This is a genomic window from Natronomonas gomsonensis (assembly GCF_024300825.1).
Taxonomy (GTDB): Archaea; Halobacteriota; Halobacteria; order Halobacteriales; family Haloarculaceae; genus Natronomonas; species Natronomonas gomsonensis.
Genome location: NZ_CP101323.1, coordinates 2,617,035 through 2,643,241, shown reverse-complemented (window position 1 = coordinate 2,643,241; position 26,207 = coordinate 2,617,035). Strand labels below are relative to the sequence as shown.

The 26,207-nt window shown below is 65.5% G+C and carries 29 protein-coding genes; 14 read left to right on the top strand and 15 right to left on the bottom strand.

Annotation, left to right across the window (positions count from 1 at the left end; translation table 11 throughout):
* Window positions 1-68: 68 nt before the first annotated feature.
* Complete coding sequence (locus NMP98_RS14070) at window positions 69-1,148, bottom strand: THUMP domain-containing class I SAM-dependent RNA methyltransferase (RefSeq protein WP_254858513.1); 1,080 nt, start codon at window positions 1,146-1,148, stop codon at window positions 69-71.
* 114 nt (window positions 1,149-1,262) lie between these two features.
* On the opposite strand from NMP98_RS14070, the gene NMP98_RS14065 reads away from it, so the two are divergent.
* Window positions 1,263-1,637, top strand: coding sequence for an Hsp20/alpha crystallin family protein (locus NMP98_RS14065; protein ID WP_254858512.1), 375 nt, complete (start codon window positions 1,263-1,265; stop codon window positions 1,635-1,637).
* A 52-nt stretch (window positions 1,638-1,689) separates the two neighbouring features.
* Here NMP98_RS14065 and NMP98_RS14060 read toward each other — a convergent pair whose 3' ends face one another.
* From NMP98_RS14060 to NMP98_RS14040, 5 genes are all read right to left on the bottom strand, one after another.
* On the bottom strand, window positions 1,690-2,715 hold the full coding sequence (locus NMP98_RS14060; RefSeq protein WP_254858511.1) for a nucleoside recognition protein: 1,026 nt from the start codon (window positions 2,713-2,715) through the stop codon (window positions 1,690-1,692).
* 72 nt (window positions 2,716-2,787) lie between these two features.
* Entirely contained in the window at window positions 2,788-3,732 is a 945-nt protein-coding gene (gene lipP1, locus NMP98_RS14055) for a LipP1 family hormone-sensitive lipase (RefSeq protein WP_254858510.1), read from the bottom strand.
* A 64-nt stretch (window positions 3,733-3,796) separates the two neighbouring features.
* A complete protein-coding gene (locus tag NMP98_RS14050; protein WP_254858509.1) occupies window positions 3,797-4,156 on the bottom strand; it encodes a DUF8064 family membrane protein in 360 nt (119 codons plus the stop codon).
* Window positions 4,157-4,226: 70 nt separating this feature from the next.
* Window positions 4,227-5,621, bottom strand: coding sequence for a signal recognition particle protein Srp54 (locus NMP98_RS14045; protein WP_254858508.1), 1,395 nt, complete (start codon window positions 5,619-5,621; stop codon window positions 4,227-4,229).
* 52 nt (window positions 5,622-5,673) lie between these two features.
* Window positions 5,674-6,429, bottom strand: a complete 756-nt coding sequence (locus tag NMP98_RS14040) for a hypothetical protein (RefSeq protein WP_254858507.1) — start codon at window positions 6,427-6,429, stop codon at window positions 5,674-5,676.
* 96 nt (window positions 6,430-6,525) lie between these two features.
* Between NMP98_RS14040 and NMP98_RS14035 the strand changes: the two genes are divergently transcribed.
* Entirely contained in the window at window positions 6,526-8,523 is a 1,998-nt protein-coding gene (locus NMP98_RS14035) for a S9 family peptidase (protein ID WP_254858506.1), read from the top strand.
* Window positions 8,524-8,571: 48 nt separating this feature from the next.
* Window positions 8,572-9,147 carry a LysE family translocator gene (locus NMP98_RS14030; RefSeq protein ID WP_254858505.1) on the top strand — a complete coding sequence of 192 codons (576 nt, stop codon included), beginning with the start codon at window positions 8,572-8,574 and terminating at the stop codon, window positions 9,145-9,147.
* A 151-nt stretch (window positions 9,148-9,298) separates the two neighbouring features.
* On the opposite strand, the gene NMP98_RS14025 is transcribed toward NMP98_RS14030, so the two are convergent.
* The gene (locus NMP98_RS14025) at window positions 9,299-10,132 is read right to left on the bottom strand and encodes a DUF8155 domain-containing protein (RefSeq protein ID WP_254858504.1); all 834 of its coding nucleotides are present in this window, start codon (window positions 10,130-10,132) and stop codon (window positions 9,299-9,301) included.
* Between the two features lie 52 nt (window positions 10,133-10,184).
* Here NMP98_RS14025 and NMP98_RS14020 point away from each other — a divergent pair, with 52 nt between their 5' ends.
* Together NMP98_RS14020 and NMP98_RS14015 are read left to right on the top strand one after the other, a co-directional pair.
* The gene (locus NMP98_RS14020; protein ID WP_254858503.1) at window positions 10,185-10,883 is read left to right on the top strand and encodes a lipoate--protein ligase family protein; all 699 of its coding nucleotides are present in this window, start codon (window positions 10,185-10,187) and stop codon (window positions 10,881-10,883) included.
* Window positions 10,884-10,908: 25 nt separating this feature from the next.
* A complete protein-coding gene (locus NMP98_RS14015; RefSeq protein ID WP_254858501.1) occupies window positions 10,909-12,222 on the top strand; it encodes a dihydroorotase in 1,314 nt (437 codons plus the stop codon).
* Window positions 12,223-12,228: 6 nt separating this feature from the next.
* Here the strand turns inward: NMP98_RS14015 and NMP98_RS14010 are convergent, their stop codons facing one another.
* Window positions 12,229-12,915: a DUF5806 family protein gene (locus NMP98_RS14010; protein ID WP_254858499.1), complete on the bottom strand. Its 687-nt coding sequence runs from the start codon at window positions 12,913-12,915 to the stop codon at window positions 12,229-12,231.
* Between the two features lie 223 nt (window positions 12,916-13,138).
* Between NMP98_RS14010 and NMP98_RS14005 the strand changes: the two genes are divergently transcribed.
* From NMP98_RS14005 to NMP98_RS13985, 5 genes are all read left to right on the top strand, one after another.
* Window positions 13,139-13,507, top strand: coding sequence for a universal stress protein (locus tag NMP98_RS14005; RefSeq protein WP_254858497.1), 369 nt, complete (start codon window positions 13,139-13,141; stop codon window positions 13,505-13,507).
* The gene (locus NMP98_RS14000) at window positions 13,504-14,028 is read left to right on the top strand and encodes a GNAT family N-acetyltransferase (RefSeq protein WP_254858496.1); all 525 of its coding nucleotides are present in this window, start codon (window positions 13,504-13,506) and stop codon (window positions 14,026-14,028) included. Before NMP98_RS14005 ends, NMP98_RS14000 begins: the two co-directional genes overlap by 4 nt.
* Window positions 14,029-14,111: 83 nt before the next feature.
* Window positions 14,112-14,507 carry a 30S ribosomal protein S6e gene (locus tag NMP98_RS13995; protein WP_254858494.1) on the top strand — a complete coding sequence of 132 codons (396 nt, stop codon included), beginning with the start codon at window positions 14,112-14,114 and terminating at the stop codon, window positions 14,505-14,507.
* Between the two features lie 26 nt (window positions 14,508-14,533).
* Complete coding sequence (locus NMP98_RS13990) at window positions 14,534-14,947, top strand: DUF7112 family protein (RefSeq protein WP_254858492.1); 414 nt, start codon at window positions 14,534-14,536, stop codon at window positions 14,945-14,947.
* Window positions 14,944-15,399 (top strand): DUF5807 family protein, encoded by a 456-nt coding sequence (locus NMP98_RS13985; protein ID WP_254858491.1) that lies wholly within the window; start codon window positions 14,944-14,946, stop codon window positions 15,397-15,399. The genes NMP98_RS13990 and NMP98_RS13985 overlap by 4 nt, the downstream gene beginning before the upstream one ends.
* A 1-nt stretch (window position 15,400) precedes the next feature.
* Here the strand turns inward: NMP98_RS13985 and NMP98_RS13980 are convergent, their stop codons facing one another.
* The 3 genes from NMP98_RS13980 to NMP98_RS13970 are packed head-to-tail and all read right to left on the bottom strand — an operon-like array spanning window position 15,401 to window position 18,223.
* Complete coding sequence (locus NMP98_RS13980) at window positions 15,401-16,489, bottom strand: DHH family phosphoesterase (protein ID WP_254858489.1); 1,089 nt, start codon at window positions 16,487-16,489, stop codon at window positions 15,401-15,403.
* Between the two features lie 52 nt (window positions 16,490-16,541).
* A complete protein-coding gene (locus NMP98_RS13975; protein WP_254858487.1) occupies window positions 16,542-16,979 on the bottom strand; it encodes a universal stress protein in 438 nt (145 codons plus the stop codon).
* Window positions 16,980-17,023: 44 nt separating this feature from the next.
* Complete coding sequence (locus NMP98_RS13970) at window positions 17,024-18,223, bottom strand: PQQ-binding-like beta-propeller repeat protein (protein WP_254858484.1); 1,200 nt, start codon at window positions 18,221-18,223, stop codon at window positions 17,024-17,026.
* A gap of 304 nt (window positions 18,224-18,527) precedes the next feature.
* Between NMP98_RS13970 and NMP98_RS13965 the strand changes: the two genes are divergently transcribed.
* Entirely contained in the window at window positions 18,528-18,962 is a 435-nt protein-coding gene (locus tag NMP98_RS13965) for a universal stress protein (RefSeq protein ID WP_254858483.1), read from the top strand.
* Between the two features lie 165 nt (window positions 18,963-19,127).
* Here NMP98_RS13965 and NMP98_RS13960 read toward each other — a convergent pair whose 3' ends face one another.
* Together NMP98_RS13960 and NMP98_RS13955 are read right to left on the bottom strand one after the other, a co-directional pair.
* Window positions 19,128-20,330: an acyl-CoA dehydrogenase family protein gene (locus NMP98_RS13960; protein ID WP_254858481.1), complete on the bottom strand. Its 1,203-nt coding sequence runs from the start codon at window positions 20,328-20,330 to the stop codon at window positions 19,128-19,130.
* Window position 20,331: 1 nt separating this feature from the next.
* Window positions 20,332-20,889 carry an SCP2 sterol-binding domain-containing protein gene (locus NMP98_RS13955; RefSeq protein ID WP_254858480.1) on the bottom strand — a complete coding sequence of 186 codons (558 nt, stop codon included), beginning with the start codon at window positions 20,887-20,889 and terminating at the stop codon, window positions 20,332-20,334.
* Window positions 20,890-21,060: 171 nt separating this feature from the next.
* Here NMP98_RS13955 and NMP98_RS13950 point away from each other — a divergent pair, with 171 nt between their 5' ends.
* Window positions 21,061-21,711 (top strand): helix-turn-helix domain-containing protein, encoded by a 651-nt coding sequence (locus NMP98_RS13950; RefSeq protein ID WP_178915263.1) that lies wholly within the window; start codon window positions 21,061-21,063, stop codon window positions 21,709-21,711.
* 598 nt (window positions 21,712-22,309) lie between these two features.
* Window positions 22,310-23,965, top strand: coding sequence for an AMP-binding protein (locus NMP98_RS13940; protein ID WP_254858478.1), 1,656 nt, complete (start codon window positions 22,310-22,312; stop codon window positions 23,963-23,965).
* 4 nt (window positions 23,966-23,969) lie between these two features.
* On the opposite strand, the gene NMP98_RS13935 is transcribed toward NMP98_RS13940, so the two are convergent.
* Entirely contained in the window at window positions 23,970-24,497 is a 528-nt protein-coding gene (locus NMP98_RS13935; protein WP_254858476.1) for an SCP2 sterol-binding domain-containing protein, read from the bottom strand.
* A gap of 280 nt (window positions 24,498-24,777) precedes the next feature.
* Complete coding sequence (locus tag NMP98_RS13930) at window positions 24,778-25,314, bottom strand: hypothetical protein (protein WP_254858475.1); 537 nt, start codon at window positions 25,312-25,314, stop codon at window positions 24,778-24,780.
* A gap of 386 nt (window positions 25,315-25,700) precedes the next feature.
* On the opposite strand from NMP98_RS13930, the gene NMP98_RS13925 reads away from it, so the two are divergent.
* Entirely contained in the window at window positions 25,701-26,183 is a 483-nt protein-coding gene (locus NMP98_RS13925) for a hypothetical protein (protein ID WP_254858473.1), read from the top strand.
* Window positions 26,184-26,207 lie beyond the last annotated feature (24 nt).

The window sequence follows — 26,207 nt, the reverse complement described above, 5'->3', positions numbered from 1 at the left end:
CATAAAGGTATCGAACCGGCGGTGAAATCCTCGACAGTCGTCCAATGAGACGGCCGCTCGGAGACCGCTCAGGGTTCGTAGACGGCGATAGTGGCCTCAAGGCGACCGTAGGGAACGTCGTATTGTTCGACTGGCTCCAGCGGCACCAGTTCGGGTTTCGTCGTCAGCGCGACACAGCGGTCGACAGAGCCCTCACGGAGGCGGTCGGCGAACGCCGAATACAGCTCCCGGAGGTCCTCGCTGACCCGGATGCCGAACGGGAGGTTCGTGACGACGCAGTCGGCATCGAGCGTCGCTTCCCGGGCGTCGGCTTCGATGATGTCGACGCACTCGACGCCCGCCGCGTCGCGGTTGACGCGCCCACAGCGCCGCCACCGCGCCCGTATTTCCCGGGCCTCGATATTGGGGTCGGCATCGACTGGTTCGTGGGCGGCCCGCCGCTCTTCGAAGGTCTCACCGTCGTAGCGCGGCAGTGCGTCGAGCGCCGGTTCGAACCCGGGATAGGGAACCCGGTCGGTCGCCGCCAGCGCCGCCTCGATTGGAATCGTCGTCGACCCCGCCATCGGGTCAATGAGTCGGTCGTCGGCCTCGTAGCCAGCGATACGGAGCATCGAGTAGGCGAACGTCGAGCGAAGCGGCGCGTCGTGTTCACAGACCCGATAGGGACGTTTGTGCAGCGACTCACCGCTCAAATCGATTGCCAGCGTGAACCGGTCGTCGTAGAGATACGCCTCCAGTCGCACGGTCGGGTCGTCCAAATCCACGGGGAGACGGTCACCGGTCGACTCGCGGTAGTCGTCGATGACGGCCTGTCCGACCCGCTCGGCCACGTCGACGCTGGTAAAGTCGTGGCTGCCGTGTCGGGTGCCGACGACGCCGAAGTCGGCAAAGGGCAGGTGGGTGGCGATGTCGGCCTCCCGCGTGCGGTCGTAGACATCTTCGAGTTCCGCAACCGGCGCGTCGACGAGTACCTCCATGATGCGGTGGCAGGTCCGCGAGCGGTAGTGGAGGTCATAAACGTCGTCTTGGTTTCCACTGAACGCGACGACGCCACGGTGGTGTCTGTCGGCATCGGCGCCGACGAGGTCGTCGAGTTCGTCCGCAGCAATCGTCTCGAGCCCGCCGTTGGTCGTCGCGAGGAGTTCCACGACCGGCGGTACGGGCGGCGGCTTCAAAAGGGCAGCGAGAGGGGGACCAGTAAATAAACTTCCGAAAAATTTATTTCGAAGCGAGCACATACCGTCGAGTGGAGGTGTTCCAAGATGGCATTCCCGACCACACCGTCAGGTTCGTGGACGAGTGACCTCGGTCTCCCGTCTCGCCTGTTCGGAACGGACGGGAGTGAGGATGGCTTCGAACTGTACGAACAGGAGGACGCCTTCGTCCTCAGCGTCGAGATGCCCGGGTTCGACCCCGAGGACATCGACCTCCGCTGGGACGACGGCCGACTCTACGTCGCCGCCGAACACACCGACGACGACCGCGGCCGGCGGAAGCGGTACTATCGGTCGTTCCGCCTGCCCAAGCGAGTCGTCGACGACGACATCGAAGCCGAGTACACCAACGGCGTCCTCGAAGTGACCATCCCCATCGCCGAGGGCACCGCCCCCGGCGAGGCCATCCCAATCGAGAGCTGACCACACGAACGGTCGGCTCCGAAGCGCTCGACACGTCGCTGTTTTTTGAGTCTCAAACCGCCAACAGCAGTGCCAACGCGACAGCAATCCACACCACCTTCAGCGTCGTGTTCACGACGACGACTTTCGTGCCAAACTCCGTCCCCCAGATGCCGAACTGGAACGGAACCGACCGCTTGAACGTCGAGACGGTAAAGGAGACGATACCGCCGAGCAGCATCGTGGCGACGGCGGTTCGGGCGGTGAAGACGCCGTCCTCGATGAGCGGGGCGATAGTGACGGCACCGCTGGTGGTGTCGAAGGCGTAGACGACGATGACGGGGACGGCCGCAGAGGGCAGGCCGGTCAGCGTCGCCAGCGGGTCGGCGGCGCCACCGGTCAGCGCTTCGAGGTCGTAGTACGTCGTCAGCAGGACGACGAGGGTGTAGACGACGACGAGTCGGGGGAGGATGTCCCACGTCTTCTCGATGCCGGAGCGGCCGGCCTCGCGGAGTTTTCCGCGGGTCGTCTCGGGCGGTCCGTTCTCGGAGTCGTCGCTCTCGCCGCCGTCTGCTCGCGCGTCGGGAGGGGCTTCCCCGTCGCCCTCGCCACCCGCCATCGCCTCGGGGTCGACATTCTTCGCCGAGAGCAACAGCGCGCCCAACGCGACACCGGTGAGCGTAATCGCGAGTGCGACGCCAGCGCGGGCGCCGACGTACAGCAGGCCGACGCGGAGTCCGAGAATCGGAATCAGGACGGGTGCATAGAAGGTGAAGATGTGCTGGACGAAGCCGAAGAACGTGTTGATGGTGACGGCGACGAGCGTCGCACGGTCGTCGAGCAAGCCGGAATCGCGGTACTCCGCGAGCATGCCGTAGCCCGCCGTCGTCGACGCGGCCGTGGTGATGATGGCGCCACCGACCTCGTCGGGGAGGTTCGCGGGACCGGTCAGCGGCCGCGACAGCGTCGCGATGTAATCGATGACGCCGAAGGCGACGAGCAGGTTCGCGAAGGTGACCCCGCCCGCGATGGCGACGGCGATGGTGAGCACTCGCGGCAACACGTCGCCGACGAGTATCGAACCGACGGAGGGGGCCATTCGAGTCGAAACAGGGGCGGGGCGGTGGAAACGGTTGCGTTTCGGGTGGAACGAACCAGGCCCGGAGATACCTCAGCGTTCGGCCTCAAGACCGCTCGATGCGGCGCGAATCGCGTCCTCAGCGGCATCGACGAAGCCAAGGAAACTAACGAAGCCGTGAATCATGTCGTCGTACTGGGCGTGGAACACCTCGTTGCCGGCGTCCTCCAGCGCCTCGGCGTAGCGGTTGCCCTCGTCCCGAAGGGGGTCGAAGCCTGCAGTGACGACCGTCGCCGGCGGCAGTCCCGAGAGGTCCTCGGCGAGAAGCGGGGCGAGGTACTCGTTTCGGGAGTGGACCGGTGACTGGACGTACTGGTCTTGGAACCACTCCATCGTCTCGCGTTCGAGGAAGTACCCCTCGGCGTTCTCCTCGCGACTGTCGTACTCCTCGAACGGCGACCCACAGACGGGGTAGAACAGCACCTGATGGGTGATGTCCGGTCCCACAACGTCGGACGTCACTTCGAGTTCGGCGTCACGGGCCATGAGCGAGACGCCCGCCGAGAGGTTCGCACCGGCGCTGTCGCCGCCGACCGCGAGCGTGCCGTCGCCACCGAACGCCTCGGGGTTTTCGTCTACGTACTCGGTGGCGGCGTAGGCGTCCTCCAGCGCCGCGGGGAAGGGGTGTTCCGGCGCCAGTCGGTAGTCGACGGAGACGACCGTCCAGCCGCTCTCCTCGGCGATTTTCTGACAGACGTTGTCGTGGGTGTCGAGTCCGCCGACGACGAAGCCGCCGCCGTGGAAGTACACGAGCACCGGTCGCTCGCCCTCGCCGGGCTGGTAGACGCGGGCGTCTAGCTCTTCGGTCGCGCCGGCGACGGTGGTGTCGTATTCGTCGTACACCTCATACGAGGGCGTGAAATCCGCCACGGAGTCGAACTGCTGTCGGGCACCCTCCACGCCGACCTCTTCGAGGGGCGGCGTCTGGTTGACCATATCGAGGATGGGCTGTAGCTGTGGATTTGGCTCGTCTGCCATACCCTTCTGTCTCGGCAGGGACACTTGAGACTAGGTGCCGCCACAGATACGGCTGGAATCACGTTCAGAAATCGATGCGGAGATACGACGTGTCGTTGCGGTAGTTGTACGCCTCGACGGCGGTGCCGACCGCCGCGAGGACGGCGAACGCAAGAACGACGATGCTCTCGTCGGTCGAGACGTACCACAGCACGAACACGACAGTTAGCCACGCCGCGTTGGCGACGTTGAAAAGGGGGTGGTCACGGACCGAATCGAAGGCGCTGGCGAGGAGATATACCGCCACGAGCACCCCCATCACGAGGACAGTCGGCGCAAGGGGCTCATCGGTGAACGCGACCCCAGCGCCGAAAAGGCCCAAGAAGACGACGAGGATGGCCAGCCGATAGGGGCTGAGACGACCGAATCGAGTGGAGGGCGACATGTGTGAGTCGACTGGGCGTGACCACTAATCGTTTTTCGTGTCAAAAGGCAACCCATCAACTACGACGTTTTTAGTCGCCGAACGGCCCCATTCCGCCGAGACCGCCGCCGCCACCGCCGCCACCGCCGCCCTGCATCTGTTTCATCATCCGCTGCATGTCGCCGTCGCCCATCCCCTGGAACTGCTTCATCATCCGGGACATCATCTTGTGCTGTTCGAGCAGTTCACGGATGGTCTCCTCGTCCTTCCCGGAGCCGTGGGCGATGCGCTCGATTTGGCTCTGGCCGATGGAGCGGGGGTTCTCCAGTTCGTTTTCGGTCATCGAGTCCATGATGACCTCAAAGTCCCGGAGGCGGTCCTGGGTCATGTCCATCGCGTCGTCGGGGAGTTGGTCCTTGATGCCGCCGCCCAAGCCAGGAATCATGTCCATCACCTGGTCGAGCGGGCCCATCTTGTTCATCGCGTTCATCTGGTTCCGCATGTCCTTCAGGGTGAACTCCCCTTTCATCAGGTCCTCGGGGTCCCAATCTTCCTCCTCTTGGGTCTCCTGCATCGCGCGTTCGACCCGCTCGGAGAGCTGTTTGAGGTCGCCCATCCCCAGCAATCGGGAGATGAACCCGGAGGGTTCGAACCGCTCGATGTCGCCGACTTCCTCGCCGGTCCCGAGGAAGGCGATGGAGGAATCGGTCTGGTCGACGGCGGCGAGGGCACCGCCACCTTTTGCCGTCCCGTCGAGTTTCGTTATCATCACGCCGTCGATGCCGACCGAATCGTGGAACCGTTCGGCCTGGTCTTTTGCGCCCTGACCGATGGCGGCGTCGAGGACGAGGAGGTTCCGGTCGGGGTCGACGACCGACTCGATTTGCTCTAACTCCTCGATGAGGTCGTCTTCGAGGGCGTGGCGACCGGCCGTGTCGACGATGCGCACGTCGGCGTCTTTCGTCTCTTCGAGGCCCTTCCGAGCGATATCGACGGGGTCGTCGTTGTCCGGGTCGCCGTAGAAGTCGACCTCGGCGCGTTCGCACATCTGTTTGGCCTGGTCGTAGGCGCCGGGCCGGAACGTGTCGGTCTGGATGACCGCCGGGCGGAGGCCCTTCTTCGAGAACCACCACGCCATCTTCGCGGCGCTGGTGGTCTTCCCCGACCCCTGGAGGCCGGCGAGCATGATGGTCTGTTCCTCCAGCGGGAGCTCCGTCGACTCGCCGACGAGTTCGACCATCTCCTCGTAGACGATTTTGAGGACGTGGTCTTTCGCGGTGGTGCCGGCCGGCGGTTCCTCCTGCAGTGCGCGCTCCCGGATGGAATCCGAGAGGTCCATCACGAGCGAGACGTCGACGTCCGCGGAGAGCAGGGAGCGTTGAATCTCCTTGACGATCTCCTCGACGTCGTCCTCGCTCAGGGTCGTCTTCCCCTGTAACTTGTCGAGCGTTCCCCGGAGGGAACTGCCCAAGTCGTCGAGTACCATTTACACTCCGTACGCTACCCAGCCGGTAAAGGCTTTGTTCGTCGCGGCGGCCTCAACTGCCGGCGAGCCGAGCGCCGAGCGCCGGGACTGCCTCACGACGCACCCACAGCTCGATGGCGGCGGCGCCGAGCAACAGCGGCACCGCGGCGGGCCACAGGAGACTCGCCGCCGACCCGACCGTATCGCCGCCGGAGGGTTCCGACAGGAAGGACCCAACTTCGACGGCCGCGAAGAGAAGCGGCGAGAGCAGGCCGAATCGAGTGGCGAGTGCGACCGGCAATCCGACCACGAGGAGGGGACCGAACGCGACGAAGGCGAGTTCCGCCAGCGGCGCAAGGTACCCTTCGACGCCGACCGACCGAGCGACGACGCCGAAATCGTCGCCGCCCGGTGACAACACGTGGACCATCCCGGTCCACAGCGCCCCGACAGCGACGCCAGCCACGAGCGAGGCTTCCGTCGCCGCCGACAGTCGAACCTCGCTGTGGCCGAGCAGTCGCCGACCCCCGTATTCGACTCCGGCGACGGCGAGGACACAGGGGAGGACGACGGTGCCGAGTAGCGGTAGGTCGACGGTCACGAGCGGGACGGCGAGGACGCCCGAAAGAAGCGGTGCGTACAACCGGAGGGCGACGAAGAGCGCCGCGCCGCCGAGGAGGGCGGTTCCGACGGCGACGGCCACCGCTGCTCGCTGTGGGAGGGTTCCAATCGTGACCATCTGGAGGCCGAACAGGGCCGCCGACACCGCAAGCGTGGCGGTCGGTGCTGGAAGCCAGCGGTCGGACGGGAGCAAATCGGGGAGGGCCATACGTGGCGCATCGTCCGGCGTCGAAATGAGCGTTCGGCCGCTGACTGCGAGTGCTCCGAGTGAAAGACCTACCACCGCGGCGGCCGACGGACGGCCATGGAGCCGATTCAGGCCGCCGACTATCGCGACATCGTTCAGGTGTCGGACCCCCAGCTGTCGCCCGACGGCGAGACGGTCGCTTTCGTCCACGAGGACCCGGCAGACGACGAGAGCTACGACCGGAACGTCTACACCGTCCCGGCGGACGGCAGCGCCGACGCCGAACCGTTCACGACCGGCGGCAGCGACACCGAACCGCGCTTTTCGCCGTCCGGCGACCGACTGGCGTTCGTCCGGAGTGATGACGAGACCGCCGACGTGTACGTCGTCCCGACCGACGGCGGCGAGGCCCGACAGGTGACTGACGTGGTCGGCGACGTGTCCTCGATAGCGTGGCGACCGGACGGCGAGGCGCTGACGTTCACCCAACGGGCCACCGAAGCCGAACGCCGGGCGAGTCAGGACCTCGCGGCCGACGACGGTTACGAGCGGGAGACGCCGGACCCACGCGTCATCGACCGGATGGTGTACCGCGCCGACCAGCAGTACTTCGACGGAACGCGGAGCCACGTCTACACCGTCGACCTCGATTCGGAGGCGGTCGAACGCCACACCGACGGCGACTTCGACTTCGTCGCGCCAACGTTCGGCGACGAGGCGACGCTGTACTACGGCGTCAAACGTGGCGAAGAACCCGACGACTCAATCGAGTACGACATCGATGCCCTCGACCTCGAGACGCTGGCCCGCGAGACGGTGACGACGACGACCGCCTGGGAGTTGGACATCGAGGCGACCGCCGACGGGACACTCGCCTACCCCTACACCGAACCCGACCGGCCGACCATCCGACAACGGGAAATCGAGGTGTTCGACCGCGAGGCAGGCGAGACCGTCCGACCGACTGCCGGCATCGACCGTATGGCCGGCGCTTTCGCTTTCGACGGCGACGCGCTACTGTTCTCGACGCCCGACGAGGGCCACCGGAAGGTACGGCGTGGGCCGCTCGTCGACACCGACAGCGAGGATATCGGGGTCGTCGTCGCCCAAGGCGACGTGACGGCCTTCGACGCCCGCGACGGCAGCGTCGTCGTGACGAAAAGCGAGTGGAGCCACCGCGGCGACGTGTTCCTGACCGAGGAAGGAGAGGAACGCCGACTCACGAACGTCAATTCGGACTACTTCGAGACTCACCACGTCGCCGAACCAGAGGGAATCCGCTTCGAGAGCGACGACGGCGTCGAGATACAGGGGTGGGTGCTCCACCCACCGGAGTTCGACGAGGACGAGACCTACCCCCTCGCGGTCGAGATTCACGGCGGCCCCCACGCGATGTGGTCGACGGCCGGAACGATGTTCCACGAGTTCCAGACGCTGGCGGCCCGCGGCTACGTCGTCTTCTGGTCGAATCCGCGCGGGTCGACCGGCTACGGCGAGTCGTTCATGGCTGCCATCGAACGCGACTGGGGCGCGGTGACGAGCACTGACGTGCTCGCGGGCGTCGACGAAGTGTGCGAACGCGACTACGTCGACGACTCCCAGCAGTTCCTCACCGGCGGCTCCTTCGGCGGCTACATGACCGGCTGGCTAATCGGCCACACCGACCGCTTCGCCGGCGCCGTTTCCCAGCGCGGCGTCTACGAACTCAACTCCTTCTACGGGTCGACCGACGCCTTCCACCTCGTCGAGTGGGATTTCGACGCGACGCCGTGGGAGGACCCCGAGTTCCTCTGGGAACACTCGCCGGCGGCCCACGTCGAATCGGTCGAGACGCCGACGCTCGTCGTCCACGCCGACGACGACTACCGCGTCCCCGTCAACAACGGCGAACTGTTCTACCTGTTCCTCCGCAAGCAGGGCGTCGACACCCGACTCGTCCGCTATCCACGTGAGGGCCACGAACTGTCTCGGTCCGGCGAACCCGGCCACGTCGTCGACCGTCTGGAGCGCATCGCCCGCTGGTTCGACGGTTACTCCGAGTACCACGACGCCCCGCCGGCGCTCGAACGCGGCGACGACGGCCTCTCGGGGAGCGAAGACGGCGACGGAGCGTAACGTCGCCGCGGTCGACAGCGATTTGACCGAACGCGAGAACCGATAAACGTGTTCGAGGCCGCCACGCTCGCGGTGTATCTGACCGCCGCCGTCGCCCTGATTCTGACGCCGGGGCCGGACACGGCGTACGTCCTCGCACGCGGCGCCGGCGAGGGGCGACGCGCTGGCGTTCTCTCGGCACTTGGCGTCTCGACGGGGATTCTCGTCCACACCGCCGCGGCGGCGTTCGGCCTCGCCGCGCTGTTTTCCGCCGTCCCCGAGGCCCGAACGGTCGTCGTCACGCTCGGGGCGGTCTATCTCGCCTACCTCGGCGTGCAGTCGCTTCGCGACGCCGACGGCGACACACGGGAAACGACGGCCGGAAAGCCCTTCCTGCAGGGCCTGACAGTCAACGTGTTGAACCCACAGGTCGCGCTGTTCTTCCTCGCCTTTCTGCCGGGGTTTGCACCCGAAGCGAACCCCGCCGCCGGAATGCTAGTGCTCGGCGCGCTGTACGCCGTCATCACCGCTTCCTACCTCGGTTGTGTCGGCGCACTCTCGGGACAATTCGGCGGCGACAGCCCGTGGCTCCAGCGCATCTCGGGTGTCGTCCTGCTCGGAATCGCCGGCTGGCTCGTTTTGTAGTGGGCTCGACCCGAAAACAGGCGGCACGGCTGAGGTTTATATACGGAGCCGCGGCCACCGACGGTCGTGACGTAACCCGAACCCGCGGCGAACACGGCAGGAGTCCGGTGGCCCGCCGCGGGAGCGCGCTGTCGTGTCCGACCACCGGCTGTCAGCCCAACCGAACCGGTTCGCTCGTCGGTTCGATTGACACCGAAACCGACTCGCCGGCCGAGAAGTCGTGGCCATCGTGGAAGACGAGTTTCGCGCCGAACGGCACCTGCGAGGCGAACAGCGATAGCCCCGTCGCTCGGACATCGTTGGCGTAAACGGCCACGTCCTCCCAGCGAATGTCCCGTCCCGTCGCCTCGCCGACCGTCGTTCCGAGCAGCGACACCGACCCCTCGTGTTGCCGTAGCGTTCCGCCACCAGCGTAGTGGGGAAGTCCACCATCGAGCGGAACACCCTCGTCGCTGGACAGCGCCGCGAACCCCTCCCCCGGGTACGTCGGCGCGTCGAGTGAGACGTGCGTCGGTCCCGTCTCCAGCACCTCGCCAGTGCCGTCCCACGGCACGCCAGCGACCGCCACGTCTAACTCCAACGGTAGCGACCCCGATGCCCGCCGGAGGTTCTGGTCGTGGCTCCGGAAGCCGAGGTGAACGTGGTTGTCGACCCACTGGCCGAAAAAACCCGAGCGGACGAGCGTGCCGAGCGACTCGCCGACTGCGACCGACTCGCCCGCCGAAACCGCCGGGTCGACGTGGAGGATACGGGCGACCACGTCGCCACAGTCGACGAGTATCAGGTGGTCTTCGTCGACGGCGTACGGTTTCGGCGGACAGCGAACCGTTCGCGTCTCAATGACCTCACCGGCGACTGGCGAGATTGCCTCGTCCGAACCGGGGTAGAAATCGACGGCACAGCCGCGGTCGTGGGCCGGATACGGCGAGTTGTACAGCGAGAACCGCTCGTACGCCTCGATGACCGACGACGGCAGCGTCACCATACCGGCAGCTTCGGGCCGGGCCGTTTTAGCCCCGTCGTCACCAACGCGACCCATGCGCGTCGTTCGAGGCCGAAGGGAAGACGTGAACGCCGACCGGGAGGTCGAAGCCGCGCTCTCGGCCGGCGTCGAGGCGACCGGCGAACCGGCGCTCCGTGTGTGGACGCCCCATCGACAGGTCGCCTTCGGACGCCGCGACGCCGCCAGCGACGGCTACGATTGCGCTCGGCAGGCTGCCCGACAGCGAGACTACGCGGTCGTCGAACGCGAGGTCGGCGGCCGTGCGGTCGCCTACACCGGTTCGGTCGTCGCGTTCTCCTACGTCGTCCCGAATCGAGAGGGCGAGGGGATCGGAGACCGATACGACGACACGACCAACCGGCTGAAACGCGCCCTTCGGTCGCTGGGGGCGACGGTCCGCGACGACGAACCCGACGGCGCGTTCTGTCCCGGCGACCACTCCCTGCAGGGAGCGGGGAAAATCGCCGGCATCGCCCAGCGCGTCCGCCGTGAAACCACGACCGTCGGCGGCTGTATCGTCGTCCGAGCGACCGACGAATCCGCCATCGCCGACGTACTCACTCCGGTGTACGACGCCCTCGACGTGCCGTTCGACCCCGAATCGGTTGGCAGCGTCGAAACAGCGGGCGGCCCCGGCGACCCCGGCGCGGTCGTCGACGCCATCGAGTCGGCGTTCGTCGACGAGCGACGCGTCGAGCGCGTCGCGGCGGAGGACGTACTCCGTGACGTTTAGGAGTCGGCCCCCCACAGTCGGAGTAATGCTCATTCGGAACGCGACGCTCGCCGACGGCCGGGTTCGTGACGTGCTCGTCGACGGCGAAACCATCGCCGCGGTCGGGGAGGGACTCGACGCCGACGGAGACGTAGTGGACGCCGACGGAAAGCGTCTCTTCCCGGGGATGATAGACGCCCACGTCCACTTCCGAGAGCCGGGATACTCCCACAAGGAGACGTGGACGACGGGGTCACAGAGCGCCGCTGCAGGCGGCGTGACAACGGTGTTCGACCAGCCGAACACTGACCCGCCGACGATAGATGCCGCGAGTTTCGAGGAGAAAGCTCGATTGGCGCGGGAATCGGCCATCGACTACGGCATCAACGGCGGCGTTACGGAGGCGTGGAACCCCGAGGAACTGTTCGAGGAACCCATCGCGGCGCTGGGTGAGGTGTTCCTCGCCGATTCGACGGGCGAGATGGGCATCGACGCCGACCTCTTCGAAGATGCCCTCGAAAAAGCGGAGGAAGCGGGCGTGAAAGTGACCGTTCACGCCGAAGACGCGACGCTGTTCGATGAGGCGGCCACAGAACGCGACGACGGTCGCGAGAGCGACGCTCTCGCGAGCACACAGGACGCACGTCCTGTGAACGCCGATGCCTGGAGCGCCTACCGCGCCGCCGAGGCCGAAATCGAGGCCATCGACCGCGCCTGTACGGTCGCGAACGGCCTCGACTCGGAGATTCACATCGCCCACACCTCAACGCCGGAGGGCGCCGACATCGCCGACGAGGCGGGGATGACTTGCGAGGCGACGCCGCATCACCTCTTCCTCTCGCGTGACGACCTCGAAGAACTCGGAACGTTCGGCCGGATGAACCCGCCGCTGCGGAGCGAGCGGCGGCGAGACGAACTGTTCGAGCGACTCATCGACGGAACCGTCGACATCGTCGCGACCGACCACGCACCCCACACTCGCGAGGAGAAAGACGCCAGCATCTGGGACGCGCCGAGCGGCGTTCCCGGCGTCGAAACCGCCCTCCCACTGTTGTTGGAGGAGGCCCGGACGGGAACCATCGACTACGAGCGCGTCCGGGACGTGACCGCGGCGAACGTCGCCGACATCTTCGAGTTATCGAACAAGGGTCGCATCGAAGCCGGCAACGACGCCGACCTCGTGCTGTTCGACCCCGACGCGAGCGTGCCGATTCGCGGCGAAGCGCTCCACTCGAAGTGCGGGTGGACGCCGTTCGAGGGTCGCGATGCCGTTTTCCCCGAATTGACGATGGTTCGGGGGACCGTCGTCTACCACGACGGCGAGTTCGGTGAAGGAGACGGGAAAAACGTCCGCGAGTAACGCGCGTCAGTCGTCGGCGGCGTCGGCGGCGTCGGCGGCGATGTCGGCGTCGGTGCCGTCTTCCGTGGCGTGCATCTCGTGGCCGCAGTTCGGACAGGCGAGTTCGTCGTGTCGCAGCGCCGCCGAGGACTCCCGGACCTCGCGCATGACACTGGAGATGCGCTCTTCGGCTTCCAGTTCCTCGTCGACGGTGAGTTCGACGCCCTCGACTTCGAGGAGGAACTTCGCTACCTCGGTAATCTCGTACATCAGGTCGTCGAGTTCCTCGGCGGTGTAGAAGTCACACATCGCGCCGTAGAGGAACGTCGCACCGGCCTTTCGGACCTTCTCGTCGAACGACGAGCGGGCCTGATTGACCGCCTGCGGACTGTAGGTGTCGGTCATGAACGGGACGAGTTCCGGGAGGTTCTCGCCGATTTTCGTCATCTCGACGCCGGTTTCCGTGCGGAAATCCGCACAGAGTCGCGCCATCGCCCACTCGCGGGCGGTGATGTACGTCCGGTCCCGGAGGAACTCGTTGGCACGGTCGTAGGTCGCCCCGTCGATTTTCGAAAAGCGGGCGTACTCCCGGACGTCCTCGGGAACGTCAGCGTCGCTATCAGCTTCGCTGTCGGTGCGTTCGTCCTCCGGAAGTCGTCTGAACGCCGGCGTCGGTTCCTCCCCATCGTCCGTCGCCTGCGCGTCGTCGGCCATACTGGCCGTAGCGTTCTGACGCCGAAAAAGCGTATCGGCGTTGTCTGACGGGTGGCGTACGCGTGGTCCGACTGTAAGGAGGACCATGATACGTCCGAACGGCGAACGAAGTGGGCCGTGAGTCGCGTCGGCCGACCGGAAGGGTGGTCGCCCACACACAACAATTCAGCGAGCCGACACGAGAGGCCGGGAGGCTTTTGCTTCGGGGCGTCAAGCACCGTGCATGAAGGTGCTGCTGGGTATCGGCGGAAGCGAGGACTCCCTCTATGCGCTGGAGCAAGCCGTCGCGCGAGCGATGGCGGCCGGCGACGACCTCACCATCGCTATCGTGGAGAACCCGGACTCAACCATGGACGAAGAGGAACTGCGGACCCGCGTCGACGCGGTGTTGGAAACCGAGGGCTTCGACGCCGAGGTGGTGTCGCTCTCCGGGCATCCGGGGAGTCAGTTGCTCGAATTCGCCGAGCGCGAGGAGTTCGACCGAATCGTATTGGGCGGCGGCGAGACGAGTCCGCTCGGAAAAGTACAACTCGGCTCTATTGCTGAGTTCGTCCTGCTGAACGCCCAAACGACGGTGACACTCATCCGATGACTCGCGAGTACCCAGACGAGGTGGCCGGGCCCTACGAAGGGCCACCACGTTCGTTCTCCGACCGCGACGACCGCGACATCGAAATCCGCCGCTACGACGACGAGTTCGAGACGCTCGTCGAGATGTATCTGCAGTTCGACCCCGAGGACCGCGCACAAGGGATTCCGCCGACCGCCGAAAAGGGAGTTCGGAAGTGGCTCGACAACCTGCTCCTCGATGAGTGTGTGAACGTCGTCGCGTGGCACGGCGACGACGCGGTCGGCCACGCGACGCTCGTTCCCGACACCGAGGGCGCCTCGGAGTTGGCCATCTTCGTCCTTCGAGAGTTTCAGGAGGCGGGTATCGGAACCCAACTCATCGAGTGTCTGCTCGGGGCGGGCCGCGAGAGCGGCATCGAGCAGGTGTGGCTCACCGTCGAGCGCTGGAACAAGGCCGCGACGGCGCTGTACCGGAAGGTCGGCTTCGAGCCGTGCGACACCAGCGGCTTCGAGTTGGAGATGGCCGCAAAACTGGCCGACTGAGCACGGAACGCGGGCTTCAGCGGCAGTTCAGACGCCGAGGTCTTTTCAATACCCTTTTGCCGACGCATCGAGTTGAAACCCGTATGGCAGACTTTCAGGTCGTCGTCGGCGACCCAGAGGAGGGCACCACGCACTCCTTCGATGTTGACGGACAGGACGCGAACCGATTCATCGGCCGCTCGCTCGGCGAGACGGTCGACGGCGATGCCGTCGGCCTCCCCGGCTACGAACTCGAACTCACCGGCGGGTCGGACACCTCCGGCCGCCCGATGCGCGAGGACGTGGCTGGCACCAGCACGAAGGCCATCCTCCTCGAGGGCGGCGTCGGCTTCGAGCCGAGCGTCGACGGCGAGCGCAAGCGCGTGACCGTCCGCGGCGCCGAGGTCTCCGACGACACGCGGCAGATTAACGCAAAAATCGTCGGTCGCGGCGACCAGTCCGTCGAGGAACTGCTCGGCGGCGACGAGGACGACGAGTAATCTCCCCTTCTGTTCGTATCGCATCCATGCCCAGTCTTTCCTCCGACGGCGTCGAGACTGTTCGCGTCGCCATCGAATCAGCCGGCGCGCTCGACCGACCGAAACTCGTCGTTCCCGAAGGGACGATGCCGGAAGGCGTCGTCCGCATCGAGGCCGACGAGTCGACGTATCACGCCCCCGTCGATGTCGGCCTCGACGGCGAGTACGAACTGCGCGGCCTCTACGATAACGCCCGTCTCGCCCGGGAAGGCGGCGGCGAGAACCGACTCATCGAGTGGGTCGAATCCGCCGGCCTCGAAGCAGGTCGCTCCGCGCTTCTTGACGTAGTCGTCGACGGCGAACAGTACGGCCTCCGTGCACCGGGCGAAGACGCCGTCTACGACGTTGCGGAGACGCCCGACGACAGCCTCGCCTCGATAGCGGAGGACCTCGACGGATGACCGACGACGACCGCCCCGCGAGCGCGCTGTATGACGCCTTCCTAGAGGGCGAGCGCGTCGACGACATCCTCGTGTACCTCCACGAAGAGGGCGTCGGGACGATGGGCGAGTTGCTGGAAATCGGAACCCGCGTCGACGACGGCGTCGTGTTGGTGTTGCCCGGCAAGGAGGGCCGGTCGGCGTTCCAGCAGGCGACTGGCCTCAACGCGATGGACTTCGCGGGGATGGCGATGCAGACCGACGGCGACATCGACGCCGACTGCACCGGCGGGACGTGTCCGGACACCGAGGACAAGCCCGACGAGGACCACTACGTCAAGTTCGTCTTCGCCTTCGCGGAGGAACAAAACGAGGGCGTCGGCGGCATTTACGCCGACGGCGACGTGATTCACGGCTACGCAGCCTGTGCCTGCGGGACGACCTACTCGGATAAGTGGGTCGTCGAGGAGTGAGTTAGCGGTCGGTTTCGACGCCTTCCTCGTCTTCTTCGGGCAGGTTCCGGAACGCATCGAGGATGACCTGTTTCGTGATAGCGCCCCGAGTCGTCCAGTGGTGGGCGTAATCCAGCATGTCGTCGTAGATATCGGGTTTACAGCCCGCCGCTTTCGGGTGGCCGCCGCCGTTGACCTGCCCGGCAACTTCGTGACAACGCTCGAAGGAGTCGGTGCCGCGGATGGACGCCGACCCCGCGGGCTTGACGATGACCGAGGCGTCGGCGCCCTCCTCGCGCATCGCTTCGGCGACCTCGTTCTGTGAACAGCGGCCGTAGGTGACGCCGACGGTCCACTCGCCGATGGCCTCGAACTCCGCCCGCTCGATGGCCTTCTCGATGAGCGCCTCCTTCTCGACGCGCTGTTCTTCGAGGAACGACTCCACCTCCGCCGGGAGGTCTGCGGCGTGTTCGACGACGGTGTCGATGTACTCCTCGGGGTCGGACCAGTACGCGTAATCCGCGAGGTCGTCGCTTCGGGGGTCCTCCCGGAGCCAGAGGTCGTGGTCGCGGGTGACCGCCGCGAGGTCGGCGTAGCGGTCGTCGAAGGTGTAGTCGAGTTCCGCAAGCGCCACGTCGGTCGTACACACCTCCTCGGAGTCGCCGACGGTCAAGGCGGCGTACTCCTCGACGGACCTCGCGAGGTCGTCGTCCCACTGGTGGTGGTCGAACCACCGAACCGAGGTGGCGCGTTCGGCGACCGCCGGCAGCGCCTCGATGTCGCTCTCGGAGTCCGGACAGAGGTCACAGACGAACACTTCGAGGTCGGGTTCGCCGAATTCGGCGACGTACTCCAGCGCCTCGGCGATTTCGTGGGGGCCTGCGGGAAGGAGAGCAGCATCGCCGAAGGCCACCCGGAGGAGTGCGACACAGCCCAGTCCGTCGGCGTCGGGGTCGGCGACGACGACCCGGTCGGCGCCGGCGAGGGCCTCGCGGGCCTCCTTTTCGGCTTGGGCTTCGTCGAAGGAATCCGGCGTGAAGAAGCCCTCGCCGGGCAGGACCGAGCGGCGGCCCAGCGGGATGTTGTCGTCGTCGATGAGATAGTCGTCCATACCGACGGGAGGGGCGGCGCGGGGAATAATCCCACCGCTTGCCGCCGGCCGGTCACTCCAGTTGTCGGACGGTCAACACCGGCCGCGAACACGTTCGGACGACGCGTTCGGCGACGCTGCCGAGCAGAAAGGAGTGTTCCCCGTGGCGTCCGCGCGTCCCCATCGCCACCGCGTCGGCGTCGACGTCGTCGGCGTAGCCGATTATCTCCTTGGACGGCGGGCCGGCCCTGACGGCGGTTTGTAACTCGACGCCGTCCCCGCGTGCCGTGTTCGCCTCGACGACGGCGTCGAGGGCCTCGTGGCTCTGTTCGTCGAGAGCCTCGCGAACCTCGTCGTGAAGCCGGTCGGGCAGCGATTCGACGTGGCTCTCGTCGATGACGTACAGCGCGTGGACGGTCGCATCGAAGCGCGATGCGAGGTCGAGCGCACAGTGGACCGCCCGCGAGACGCTCTCGGAGCCGTCGGTCGCCACGACCACCGTCTCGAACATACTCGGTCTCGGCGGGGCGACGGCATAAAAGTACGCGGCTGGACTCAATCGACGCGGACGACTCGCATCGGCTGGTCCGTGTACACACGGTCCACGACGTACACGCTCCCGCCGGCTACGATAGGCGCGGACACAGAGGACTCGAAACCGAGATGCCAGCGAGGCTCCCCTTTTTGGACATCGAGCGCAGTGAGTCGGTCGCCCTCGCTGATACAGAGGGCCTCTGGTGGCACTGCGGGCGTCCCCACGACGCCGCGGTCGCTCTCGTACTCCCAGCGCACACACTGTGATTCGACATCGTAAGCGAGGAGTCGACCGCTACCGTCGTTACGGCGAGACGTGACGAAGAGGATTCCGCCAGCCAGCGCGGGCGGCGTCGGCGCGGCACCCTCGAAGTCGGTACGCCACGCGGTGTCGCCGGTGTCGGCGTCGAGTGCGAACAGTCGACTCTTCGGAGACTTCCCGTCGGCGTCCGTCCCGTTGTGCCCCATCAGTCGGACATCTTCGCGGTGGGCGACGACGAACAATCTGCTCTCGCCGGCGACGACGTGACCGAGAACCCGCCAGTCGTCCGGCACCGGAATCTCGCGCTTCCACGCGATGTTTCCACCGTGGTCGAGTGCGTGTATCGTTCTGGTGTCACCCGAGGTGTCGTTTCTGTCGAAGGTGTAGACGTGGTTCTCGGTGACGGCGGGAGTCGCCCACAGCGTCCGCCACGAGGAACCGTCCGGCCCTTCGACGACGTGCGCGCCGAGTTCCGTGTGCCACTCGGCGGTTCCATCGTCGATTTGGACAGCCCGAACGCCGGTGTTAGTGCAGATATAAACAATGCCCCCTCGGACAGTCGGTGCTATCGGTAACAGAATCCCGCGAAACGAGGCAGTGGTGTCGATGTCCCATCGTACTGTCCCGTCCTCGGTGTCTATTCCCTGAAGAAGAACGTGGCTGTCGGCGTTCTCCGTGAGTGCGACGACGGTGCCGTCGGAAACGGCGACGGGCCATCGAGTCCGGTCGAACTCGTCGTAGCGCCAGCGGACGGTGTCGTCGGCCGCGACTGCGGAGACCGAACCCGTACCCGAATCCGCTACGTAGAGGTCCTCGGCGATAACGGGCGGAAGGAGTGCCTCACTTCCGGGTGAACGCCACCCGACGGTCGAGGGGTCGGCTGGAACGCCGGAACCGGGAACGAAATTCGCGTTCGTGGCCGTCGCGGCGAACTGCGGCCACGTGTCTGGTCCGGTCATTGTCGGAAGGTTTACCGGAGTCAGACAGCCGCTTTCCGAAGCGTCCGTCGTTCCATCGAGGCAGCCAGCGAGTCCGGTAACCAGACACCCCGAAGCGGCGAGTAGGGCGCGCCTCCCCAGTCTCATACTTGCGGAAGTCGCCAAACTCGTAACTTAATTATGCGAGTTATTCACCGTAGTTTAAATCGTTCGTAGGGCGTATCGATATTCCGTTCGCCGAGACGTATCGAACGCCGAAGGAAGCACCCTCACGAGACGGCCCCAGCGCGGATGGTTTTTTGACCACCCCTCACGAGGGTAGCGTATGGAGGTCGAAACGGTCCTCGTTCCGGTCGACGGGTCGGATGCGGCGATGGAGGCCGTCGAATACGCCACCGCCATCGCCGAGCGCTACGACGCCGTCGTTCACGCGCTGTACGTCCTCGGGGAGAACGCCGCCGCGGCGATGGAGGAGGGCAGCGTCGAGGCCGCCGCCATCGCCGAGCGCGGCGAGCAGGTGATGGCCGGCGTCCGTGCGGTCGCCGACGGCATCCCGGTCGACCACTCCTCGGCGTACGGCTACTCCCAGACGCGGCTCTCTCAACACCCCGGCAGCGTCATCCTCGACGTGACGGAGTCACTGGAGGCCGATTTCGTCGTTATCCCCCGAGAACCGGTCACGGGCGACCCCGAGGCCGTCATCGAGAAGGCCGCCGAGTACGTCCTCGCTCACGCCTCACAGCCGGTGCTGTCGGTGTAGGGCAGAGCGAGTACAAGCATCCGCGAGCGCCGAAGGCGCGAGCGGTTCCACCGACGCCGAGCGTAGCGAGGCGTCGGGTCGTTTTTCCCCACGTTTTTGCGACCGAGTGGTGCCCGCAGCGCGCCGAAGGCGCGCAAGGACACCCGAGGGAGTAAAAAGTGGGTGTTAGTAAGCACTCATCCCCGTCAGCTCCTTGCCGACGATGAGTTTCTGAATCTCGGTGGTGCCGTCAGGGATGGTCATGACGCTGGCGTCCCGGTAGTAGCGTTCGAGTCGGTTCTCGGTTTTTAGCCCCTCGCCGCCGTGGATTTGCAGGGCGTTGTAGGTGGCGTCGACGGAGCGTTCGGCGGTGTAGGCTTTCGCCAGCGAGGAGATGAGGCGGGCGCGGTCGTCGCCTCGTTTGAGCAGTTCAAGCGCGTGCCGCGAGAGGTGCCGCGACGTTTCGAGGTCCCGCAGAATCTCGTACAGTTTCTCCTGGACGAGTTGGGTCGACCCGATGGGGTCGCCGAACGTCTCGCGTTCCTCTGCGTATTCGAGGGCCTCCTCGAAGGCCGCCTGCATGATGCCGACGGCCATGAACGACATTCCCGTCCGCATGAACGAGAACGTCGCGTTGAGGGCCTTCTGTTCGAAGAACAGTTGTGAGACCGATTCGGGGAACGGGACGATTTCCTGCATGTCGGCGCCGTCCATCAGGGCGTTGCCGACGATGTTTGACAGGCGGTTGTCCTCGGGAATCCGCACGTCGTCGAAGTACATCTTCCCGTTGTTGACGCCCTTCCAGCCGAGTTTGTCCATCGTCTCGGTTTCGAACGGCGAGTTCGCTTGGTCGACGAGGAACATGTCCTGTGTGTCGGCTTCGTCGTCGTGGGCGACGACCAGGGCCACGTCGGCGATTGGCGCGTTGCCGACCCACTGTTTCTTCCCTTCGAGGACGTACTCGTCGCCGTCCTTGTAGGCGACGGTGTTGGGTCGGGCGGTGTCGCTGCCGCCCTCGGGTTCGGTGACGGCGAGACAGCCGATACACTCGCCGTCGTGGAGTTTGTCCAACATCGCGTCCTGCGTTACGTCGGCGGCGTGTTGGACGAACACCGACGGGAACGACATCTGCAACGCGACGTTGAGGCTGGGCCACACCCGGGAGACTTCCTCGGAGACGATGGTGAACCGTTCGAGGTTACCGAAGTACTCCTCGGCGACGCCGGGTTCGAAGCCGATGTCGAGTTCCCGAAGGACGCCGGTGTATTCGAGGAACTCCTCGCGGGTCAGCGGCTCGCGGTCGGCCTCGTCGACGATGGGTTCGATGTGCTCTTCGAGGTGGGCCCGAAGGTTCTCGCGGAACTCTCCACCGTCGTCGTCGTAGTACATCTTACTCGAAACTCTCCGAGAGGCTCCCCATGATGGGGGCGAGTTGGGTCCCCGTCGCGACGGGACCGTCCATCTCGTACTGCTGGCTCATGAACCCCTGAACGGGGTCGATGGCACCGGTGATGAGGCCGACGAGGTTGTCGGCGGGGCCGCTGATTTTCAGCGTCGGGTCCTCCAAGGTGCCGGCACCGCCGGTGAGCGTCTTCTCGGTGCCGTCGACCTGCATGTGGCCGTCCATCGGGCAGTCGGTCGCCTCGAAGGTGACCGTGATGTCCTGGCCGATTTGCTCTTGGACCTCGGGACTGTTCTCGACGATGACCTCCATGCCGGTCCACAGGAAGTTCTGGAAGCCGTCGGCCGTCTCGGGGTTTTCCTCGACGAACGGCGCGACTTCCATCTCGTCCATGCGGCCGACGAGACGGCCGAAGAGGCCGGGGTTCTCCTGGACGAACTCGCGGGTTTGTCCGTCGAGGTCAGCCAGCAGGTCGGGGAGGTCGGCTTCCAGTTCGTCGGCGGACTTTTCGAGCGATGCTTCGATGCGGTCTGTGAGTTCACTCATGGTCGGAGTTCGGGGCGGACGCCCCGTGTACCGAATCGGTTCGGCCGTTCGTCCCTGTGGATTGTTCCTCCCATGGGTGGGTCTTTATATCACGACGCCGTTCGCTTCATTCGTTACCGATGAGGGCCGTTGCCAAGCGTTTATATCCATGAGTTACCATTGAAAGGTACAATGCGCTACGTTCGGACGGTCATCATCCCTCGGGAGGGCGGGTTACACCCGGTCGACGAGACGCTGGCGGCGGAGCCAAATATCACACGCGAGTTGCTCCACAACATCAGCCTGCTGGACGACGACACCGCTATCACGCTGTTTCAACTCTCCGGTGATGTCGAGCGAATGCGCGAAATCGCCTCCGAGTCCCCCGAAATCCTCGAATACCAGATTTCCGAGGGCGAAGACCACGTCACGATTTACGCCCACTTCGTCCCGAACGACACCGTCGTCGACCTCCTCAGCCTGTTTCGGGAGTACGAACTCATCCTCGATATGCCGCTGGAGTACACCGCCGACGGCGGGTTGCGCGCCCACATCGTCGGCGAGGAGGACGTGATTCGGGAGGTCATCCCGAAAGTCCCCGACGGTCTCGGCCTCAATCTCGAACAGATAAGCGACTACGTTCCCGAGGAGGAACGACTGTTCTCGATGCTGACGCCGCGGCAACAGGAGACGCTGCAGGCGGCCTTGGAGGTGGGCTACTACCGCGTGCCGCGAGAGGCGACCCACCAAGACATCGCCGACCACCTCGACCGCTCTGACGGGACGGTGGGCGAACACCTCCGGAAGATAGAGGCGAAGGTGATGGCCGCCATCGCACCGTAGCGGTTCGTTTTTCAGGAAACCGCTTCGAACGCGCTGTCGACGAGCGAGGGGTCGTAGGTCCACGTGCCGTAGAACTCGCCCGGTCCGCGCTGTTCGGCGACGAGCGCACACTTCTGTCGGTCGTCGGCGCCGCTCGTCCGGCCCGACGACTACCCCCTCGGAAGCGACCCACCCGACGAGGACGTCAACCAACTCCTCGAACGTGGCTTCCCCCCGTCCGAATAGATACCCCAACACCCGTCGACGCTTCGGATTGCCGAGCGCTCGAAAGAGAGCATCCGGAGACGATACGGCGTCGAGTGTGCACCCATTCCATCTCGTTCACCGGCATCCCCCTCCGTAAGTTCCCTTTCGTCAGGCATTTCTGTAACTCATAGATGTTATGCTACCTTATCACACACTACAATATTTTTATAAAAATTCTAGTATTAAACTGTCGGAACAATGCTGTTCGTGGGTCGAACAGCACCGCTGTAGAGCGCGGCCGGACCCCACCGAACGGTCGGTCAAACGCCGTCGACGTTCCTCACGGGGGACTGGATAAACGGCCTCGCATACGAGCGCACAGCGTTTGGCCGGCGTGGGAGAAGTTCCGCATATGACCGAACGGCCGCCGTGGTTCAGCGAATACGAGGATTTCGGCATCGAGGAGTCGCTGGAACCGTACCCCGACCACCCGCTGCATCGGTTCCTCTACGACGCCGCCGAGGACTACCCCGAACAGGGCGTCGTCCAGTCCGGACGGACCGTCACCTACGCGGAGTTACGCGAGGACGCCGACGCCCTCGCGGCCGCGCTTCAGGACCGCGGCGTCGAGAAAGGTGCGCGGGTGGCGACGGTGCTGCCCACCTCGGCGCAGTTCGTGCTTGCGACGCATGCCATCTCGCGGGCGGGCGGCGTCCACGTTCCCAACGACTTCCTCGACGCCGACGAGGACCTCGTCTACCGCCTCGAACAGAGCGACCCCGAGGTGCTCATCGGCCACGACGAACACCGCGAACTGCTGGAGCGACTCCGTGAGGCCGCCGCGGTCGAACACCTCATCCTCACCGACCTCGAGGACTACTCGGCGGACCCGCCGGACCACGACCCAGAGGCGGGAATCGAGTGGCTGCCGGCCGTCATCGAGGGAAGCGACGGCGACCCCGACCCCGTCGACATCGACCCGGATGACACCCACACGGTACTGTTCACGGGCGGGACGACGGGGCTCCCGAAGGGGTGTCTGCTCACCCACCGCAACCTCGTCGCCAACGCCCTCCAGACCATCGCCGCCCAATCGCGGCTCCCCGACCTGATGCGCGGCCGGGAGTCGGCAGTGCTTTCGTTGCCGATGTATCACTCCTACGGTTACTCCATCGGCAACATGCTCGTGGCGTTGGGATTGGACCTGTTGGTCGTTCCCGACGCCCGCGACACCGAGTTGATGCGGCGCCACGTCGCCGAACACGACCCCATCGTGATGTTCGGCGTGCCGACACAGTTCATGGAAATCGCCGAGGAGGAACTCGAACACGACGTCATCGGTATCGCGGGGTCGGCGCCGCTGGCCTCCGAGACGAAAGAGCGCTTCGGCGAGCGCTCGACGGGCCTCTCACAGGGCTATGGCCTCTCGGAGCTGTCGCCGATAACGCATTTCAACGTCGCCGGGATTCAGGAGGCGCTGATGGGCACCGACGACGACTGTGAGGGCTTCGAGCAACCGACCGTCGGCGTCCCCGTTCCCGACACCGAAGTGAAACTGCTGGACATCGATAGCGGCGAGGAAATCCCGATTGCGGAGGCCGTCGCCGACGAGCGGGAGGCGGAGATGTGTCTGTCCGGCCCCCAGCGCATGAAAGGGTATCTCAACGCGGAGGACCCCTTCGACGACGACGGCTTCGTCGCGACCGGCGACGTGGTGAAAATCGACGAACGCGGGCGGTTCTACGTCGTCGACCGCGTGAAAAACATGATAAACGTCTCGGGGCTGAAGGTGTACGCCGAGGAGGTCGACGAGGTGCTGTTCGGGATGGACGGCGTCCGCCGACCCGCCACCATCGGCGTTCCAGACCCCGAGCGACCGGGCAGCGAGCGCGTGAAGATATTCGTCGAGCGCGAAAACGGCGCCGACATCGATGCCGAGGACCTTCGGGCGTATCTGGACGGACGGGTCCCCCGCCAGGCGATGCCGAAAGAAGTGGAGTTCCTCGACAGCGTGCCGCTGACGGACATCGGAAAGACGGACCGCGAGGCGCTGAAGGAAGACGAGTGAACGCTCAGGCGGAGAACTCGTCGTCGGCGTACACCGCGTCGATGTCGGCGGCGGATTCGGTCAACTGCACCGCCGCCTGGGAGTACTGCATCACTTTCTGCATGTCACCCTCGATGTCGAAGTGGCCGGACATCATGCCGTCGACGACACCGAGTTCGCCCTTCATCAGTTGTTTCCACGTCTCGTTGTCGGCGATGAGTTTGAAGCCGGCGTCGACCTCGTCTTCGCTCTCGATGAAGCGCGCTTCGGTACACTTCCCGCCCTCCAGTCCGAGGAAGGCGTAGCCGACGTAGGTGCCGTTCTCGTCGCTGACGTAGGTGTCGATTTCCTCGTCGAGGAACTCCGGCATCGCCTCGGTGTCGAGGTCGTCGATGGGCATCTCACGCATCTCGAAGATGAAGTCGCCGTTGAAGTCGATGCCCCAATCGGCGCCCATCTCGGCGTACTGCTCGTTGTCGTTGATGCGCTGTCGGTACTCCTCGAACCATGCCTGACTCGGGAAGATGAGTTCTTCACTATCTGATTGCGACATTGTGATTCGTCTGCACGTCGTTCGCCCCACCGTTGGCCCTACCTCCGCGAATCCGAGGGAGTTTAAATACAGTCGTCGATGGAAGGCAACTGGCCACGCGATAGGGAGTATCGACACGTGATGTGTTTTGAGTCAGATTCAACCGTTCGGGGGTTGTTGTTTCGGGTGGCCGGTTCCGCGAACGCCGTGGTCGCGCCCCGCGACCGCACGCCCGTTCGGCCTCTGACATACCGTCGAACCGTGGTCCACGTCTCGCGGAATCGGCCGTGTTCTACGGAAGTCACTCGTCCCGTCGTTCGAGCGCGCGCGTGGCGACGCGGAGGCGCTCGATGTCGGTATCGACGGGCCCTCGGAGCGCACGCCGGAGGGTCCGCTCGGGCGAGTACCCGACGACGTGCTCTTCGAACGTCTCGATGTCGACGCCGAAGCGTCGCCTGACGGCGCGGTCGGCCCGCTCGCGTTCGCTCGCCTCCTCGTCGTCGACCGTTTCCGCCAATTCCGCCCGCCGTCGTTCCCACGCCGACGCCTCGATGTCGGCGTAGTTGCGGGCATCTTCGGCGTTTTCGAAACCCGCCGGTGCCTGCTCGGCGACGAAGTATCCCCAGAGGTCGCCTTCGACGTGGTGTTCGACGAGGCGCTGGAGTTGTGCGATTCGTTCCTCGGGCGCGCCGCGGTCCGCCGGCGGGTCGGCACCCAACGCCTCGTAGTGGTCCTGTATCGCGTCGTGGAGGTCGCGCTCGATGCCAGCGAGGGCGGCGGCGACGGCGCGCACTTGGTCGCTGTCGGCGGGGTTCCCGAGGGCGGCCAGCAGGTCCATACCGCGAGGACGCACCGAAGGGTAACGTTACTTTCGTCGACCGCTCGGGAGACACCCCGCGATAGCAACGGCCTACTCCCCGCAAGCGCCCGAAGGGTAGCGGTAACGAAGGCGACGGGAGCGTAGCACCCAGAAGATGCGACTCGAACGACTCTCGCTTGCGGAGTGGGACGACGCCCTTCCGGACCACGGAATCGAACCGTTCTATGCCCCCGAAGCGCTGGAAGTGCTGGACGACCACACCGCCAGCGACCTACAGCTGTTTGCGGGGTTCAACGGCGACCGGCCGGTGGCGCTGCTGCCGGTGTTCGGCCGGTCAACCCCACTCGGACGGGTACTCACGTCGCCGCCCGGGGGTGGGCGTCTCGCGGCTCGGTCCCGTACTCATGCCGGCCAGCCCCAAACGGAGCAAACGGGAGAAACTCAACCGCGAGTTCACCGACCTCGTCGTGGATGCGACCCGTGCCGACTCGAGGGCGACGCTGCTTCGGATGGTGTGTCCCACCGCGTACGGCTACCCCCGACCCTCCGTCTGGGACGACCTCGACATAGAAACCCAGTGGACCTATCGGCTGAGCGTCGACGACCGGACGCCGGATGAACTGCTCGCGGAGGCATCGCTCTGCGTGACCGACTCGGCGACGATGGCGATGGAGGCAGCGGTGTTGGGAACACCGACCGTCCGGTCGAACTCCATCGATGCCGGCGGCGAGTTCGGCACGCTCTCTGCGGTCGCCAGTTACGGCCTCATCGAACAGGTACCGGCGACGGGCGTCGTCGCGGCCCACGGTGAGTGGCGAGTGACCCCGACGCCGCCGCGCGGTGGGCCGAGCGTCGACGGGAACTGCTCGACGACACAATCGACGTGACCGCCTACGAACTGGCGGTCGTCC

Excerpts from the sequence above, each read along its gene's own strand:
- NMP98_RS14065 (WP_254858512.1), top strand. The coding sequence starts at position 1,263 with ATGGCATTCCCGACCACACCGTCAGGTTCGTGGACGAGTGACCTCGGT.
- NMP98_RS14060 (WP_254858511.1), bottom strand. The coding sequence starts at position 2,715 with ATGGCCCCCTCCGTCGGTTCGATACTCGTCGGCGACGTGTTGCCGCGA.
- lipP1 (WP_254858510.1), bottom strand. The coding sequence starts at position 3,732 with ATGGCAGACGAGCCAAATCCACAGCTACAGCCCATCCTCGATATGGTC.
- NMP98_RS14050 (WP_254858509.1), bottom strand. The coding sequence starts at position 4,156 with ATGTCGCCCTCCACTCGATTCGGTCGTCTCAGCCCCTATCGGCTGGCC.
- NMP98_RS14045 (WP_254858508.1), bottom strand. The coding sequence starts at position 5,621 with ATGGTACTCGACGACTTGGGCAGTTCCCTCCGGGGAACGCTCGACAAG.
- NMP98_RS14040 (WP_254858507.1), bottom strand. The coding sequence starts at position 6,429 with ATGGCCCTCCCCGATTTGCTCCCGTCCGACCGCTGGCTTCCAGCACCG.
- NMP98_RS14035 (WP_254858506.1), top strand. The coding sequence starts at position 6,526 with ATGGAGCCGATTCAGGCCGCCGACTATCGCGACATCGTTCAGGTGTCG.
- NMP98_RS14025 (WP_254858504.1), bottom strand. The coding sequence starts at position 10,132 with ATGGTGACGCTGCCGTCGTCGGTCATCGAGGCGTACGAGCGGTTCTCG.
- NMP98_RS14020 (WP_254858503.1), top strand. The coding sequence starts at position 10,185 with ATGCGCGTCGTTCGAGGCCGAAGGGAAGACGTGAACGCCGACCGGGAG.
- NMP98_RS14015 (WP_254858501.1), top strand. The coding sequence starts at position 10,909 with ATGCTCATTCGGAACGCGACGCTCGCCGACGGCCGGGTTCGTGACGTG.
- NMP98_RS14010 (WP_254858499.1), bottom strand. The coding sequence starts at position 12,915 with ATGGCCGACGACGCGCAGGCGACGGACGATGGGGAGGAACCGACGCCG.
- NMP98_RS14005 (WP_254858497.1), top strand. The coding sequence starts at position 13,139 with ATGAAGGTGCTGCTGGGTATCGGCGGAAGCGAGGACTCCCTCTATGCG.
- NMP98_RS14000 (WP_254858496.1), top strand. The coding sequence starts at position 13,504 with ATGACTCGCGAGTACCCAGACGAGGTGGCCGGGCCCTACGAAGGGCCA.
- NMP98_RS13995 (WP_254858494.1), top strand. The coding sequence starts at position 14,112 with ATGGCAGACTTTCAGGTCGTCGTCGGCGACCCAGAGGAGGGCACCACG.
- NMP98_RS13990 (WP_254858492.1), top strand. The coding sequence starts at position 14,534 with ATGCCCAGTCTTTCCTCCGACGGCGTCGAGACTGTTCGCGTCGCCATC.
- NMP98_RS13985 (WP_254858491.1), top strand. The coding sequence starts at position 14,944 with ATGACCGACGACGACCGCCCCGCGAGCGCGCTGTATGACGCCTTCCTA.
- NMP98_RS13980 (WP_254858489.1), bottom strand. The coding sequence starts at position 16,489 with ATGGACGACTATCTCATCGACGACGACAACATCCCGCTGGGCCGCCGC.
- NMP98_RS13975 (WP_254858487.1), bottom strand. The coding sequence starts at position 16,979 with ATGTTCGAGACGGTGGTCGTGGCGACCGACGGCTCCGAGAGCGTCTCG.
- NMP98_RS13970 (WP_254858484.1), bottom strand. The coding sequence starts at position 18,223 with ATGACCGGACCAGACACGTGGCCGCAGTTCGCCGCGACGGCCACGAAC.
- NMP98_RS13965 (WP_254858483.1), top strand. The coding sequence starts at position 18,528 with ATGGAGGTCGAAACGGTCCTCGTTCCGGTCGACGGGTCGGATGCGGCG.
- NMP98_RS13960 (WP_254858481.1), bottom strand. The coding sequence starts at position 20,330 with ATGTACTACGACGACGACGGTGGAGAGTTCCGCGAGAACCTTCGGGCC.
- NMP98_RS13955 (WP_254858480.1), bottom strand. The coding sequence starts at position 20,889 with ATGAGTGAACTCACAGACCGCATCGAAGCATCGCTCGAAAAGTCCGCC.
- NMP98_RS13950 (WP_178915263.1), top strand. The coding sequence starts at position 21,061 with ATGCGCTACGTTCGGACGGTCATCATCCCTCGGGAGGGCGGGTTACAC.
- NMP98_RS13940 (WP_254858478.1), top strand. The coding sequence starts at position 22,310 with ATGACCGAACGGCCGCCGTGGTTCAGCGAATACGAGGATTTCGGCATC.
- NMP98_RS13935 (WP_254858476.1), bottom strand. The coding sequence starts at position 24,497 with ATGTCGCAATCAGATAGTGAAGAACTCATCTTCCCGAGTCAGGCATGG.
- NMP98_RS13930 (WP_254858475.1), bottom strand. The coding sequence starts at position 25,314 with ATGGACCTGCTGGCCGCCCTCGGGAACCCCGCCGACAGCGACCAAGTG.
- NMP98_RS13925 (WP_254858473.1), top strand. The coding sequence starts at position 25,701 with ATGCCGGCCAGCCCCAAACGGAGCAAACGGGAGAAACTCAACCGCGAG.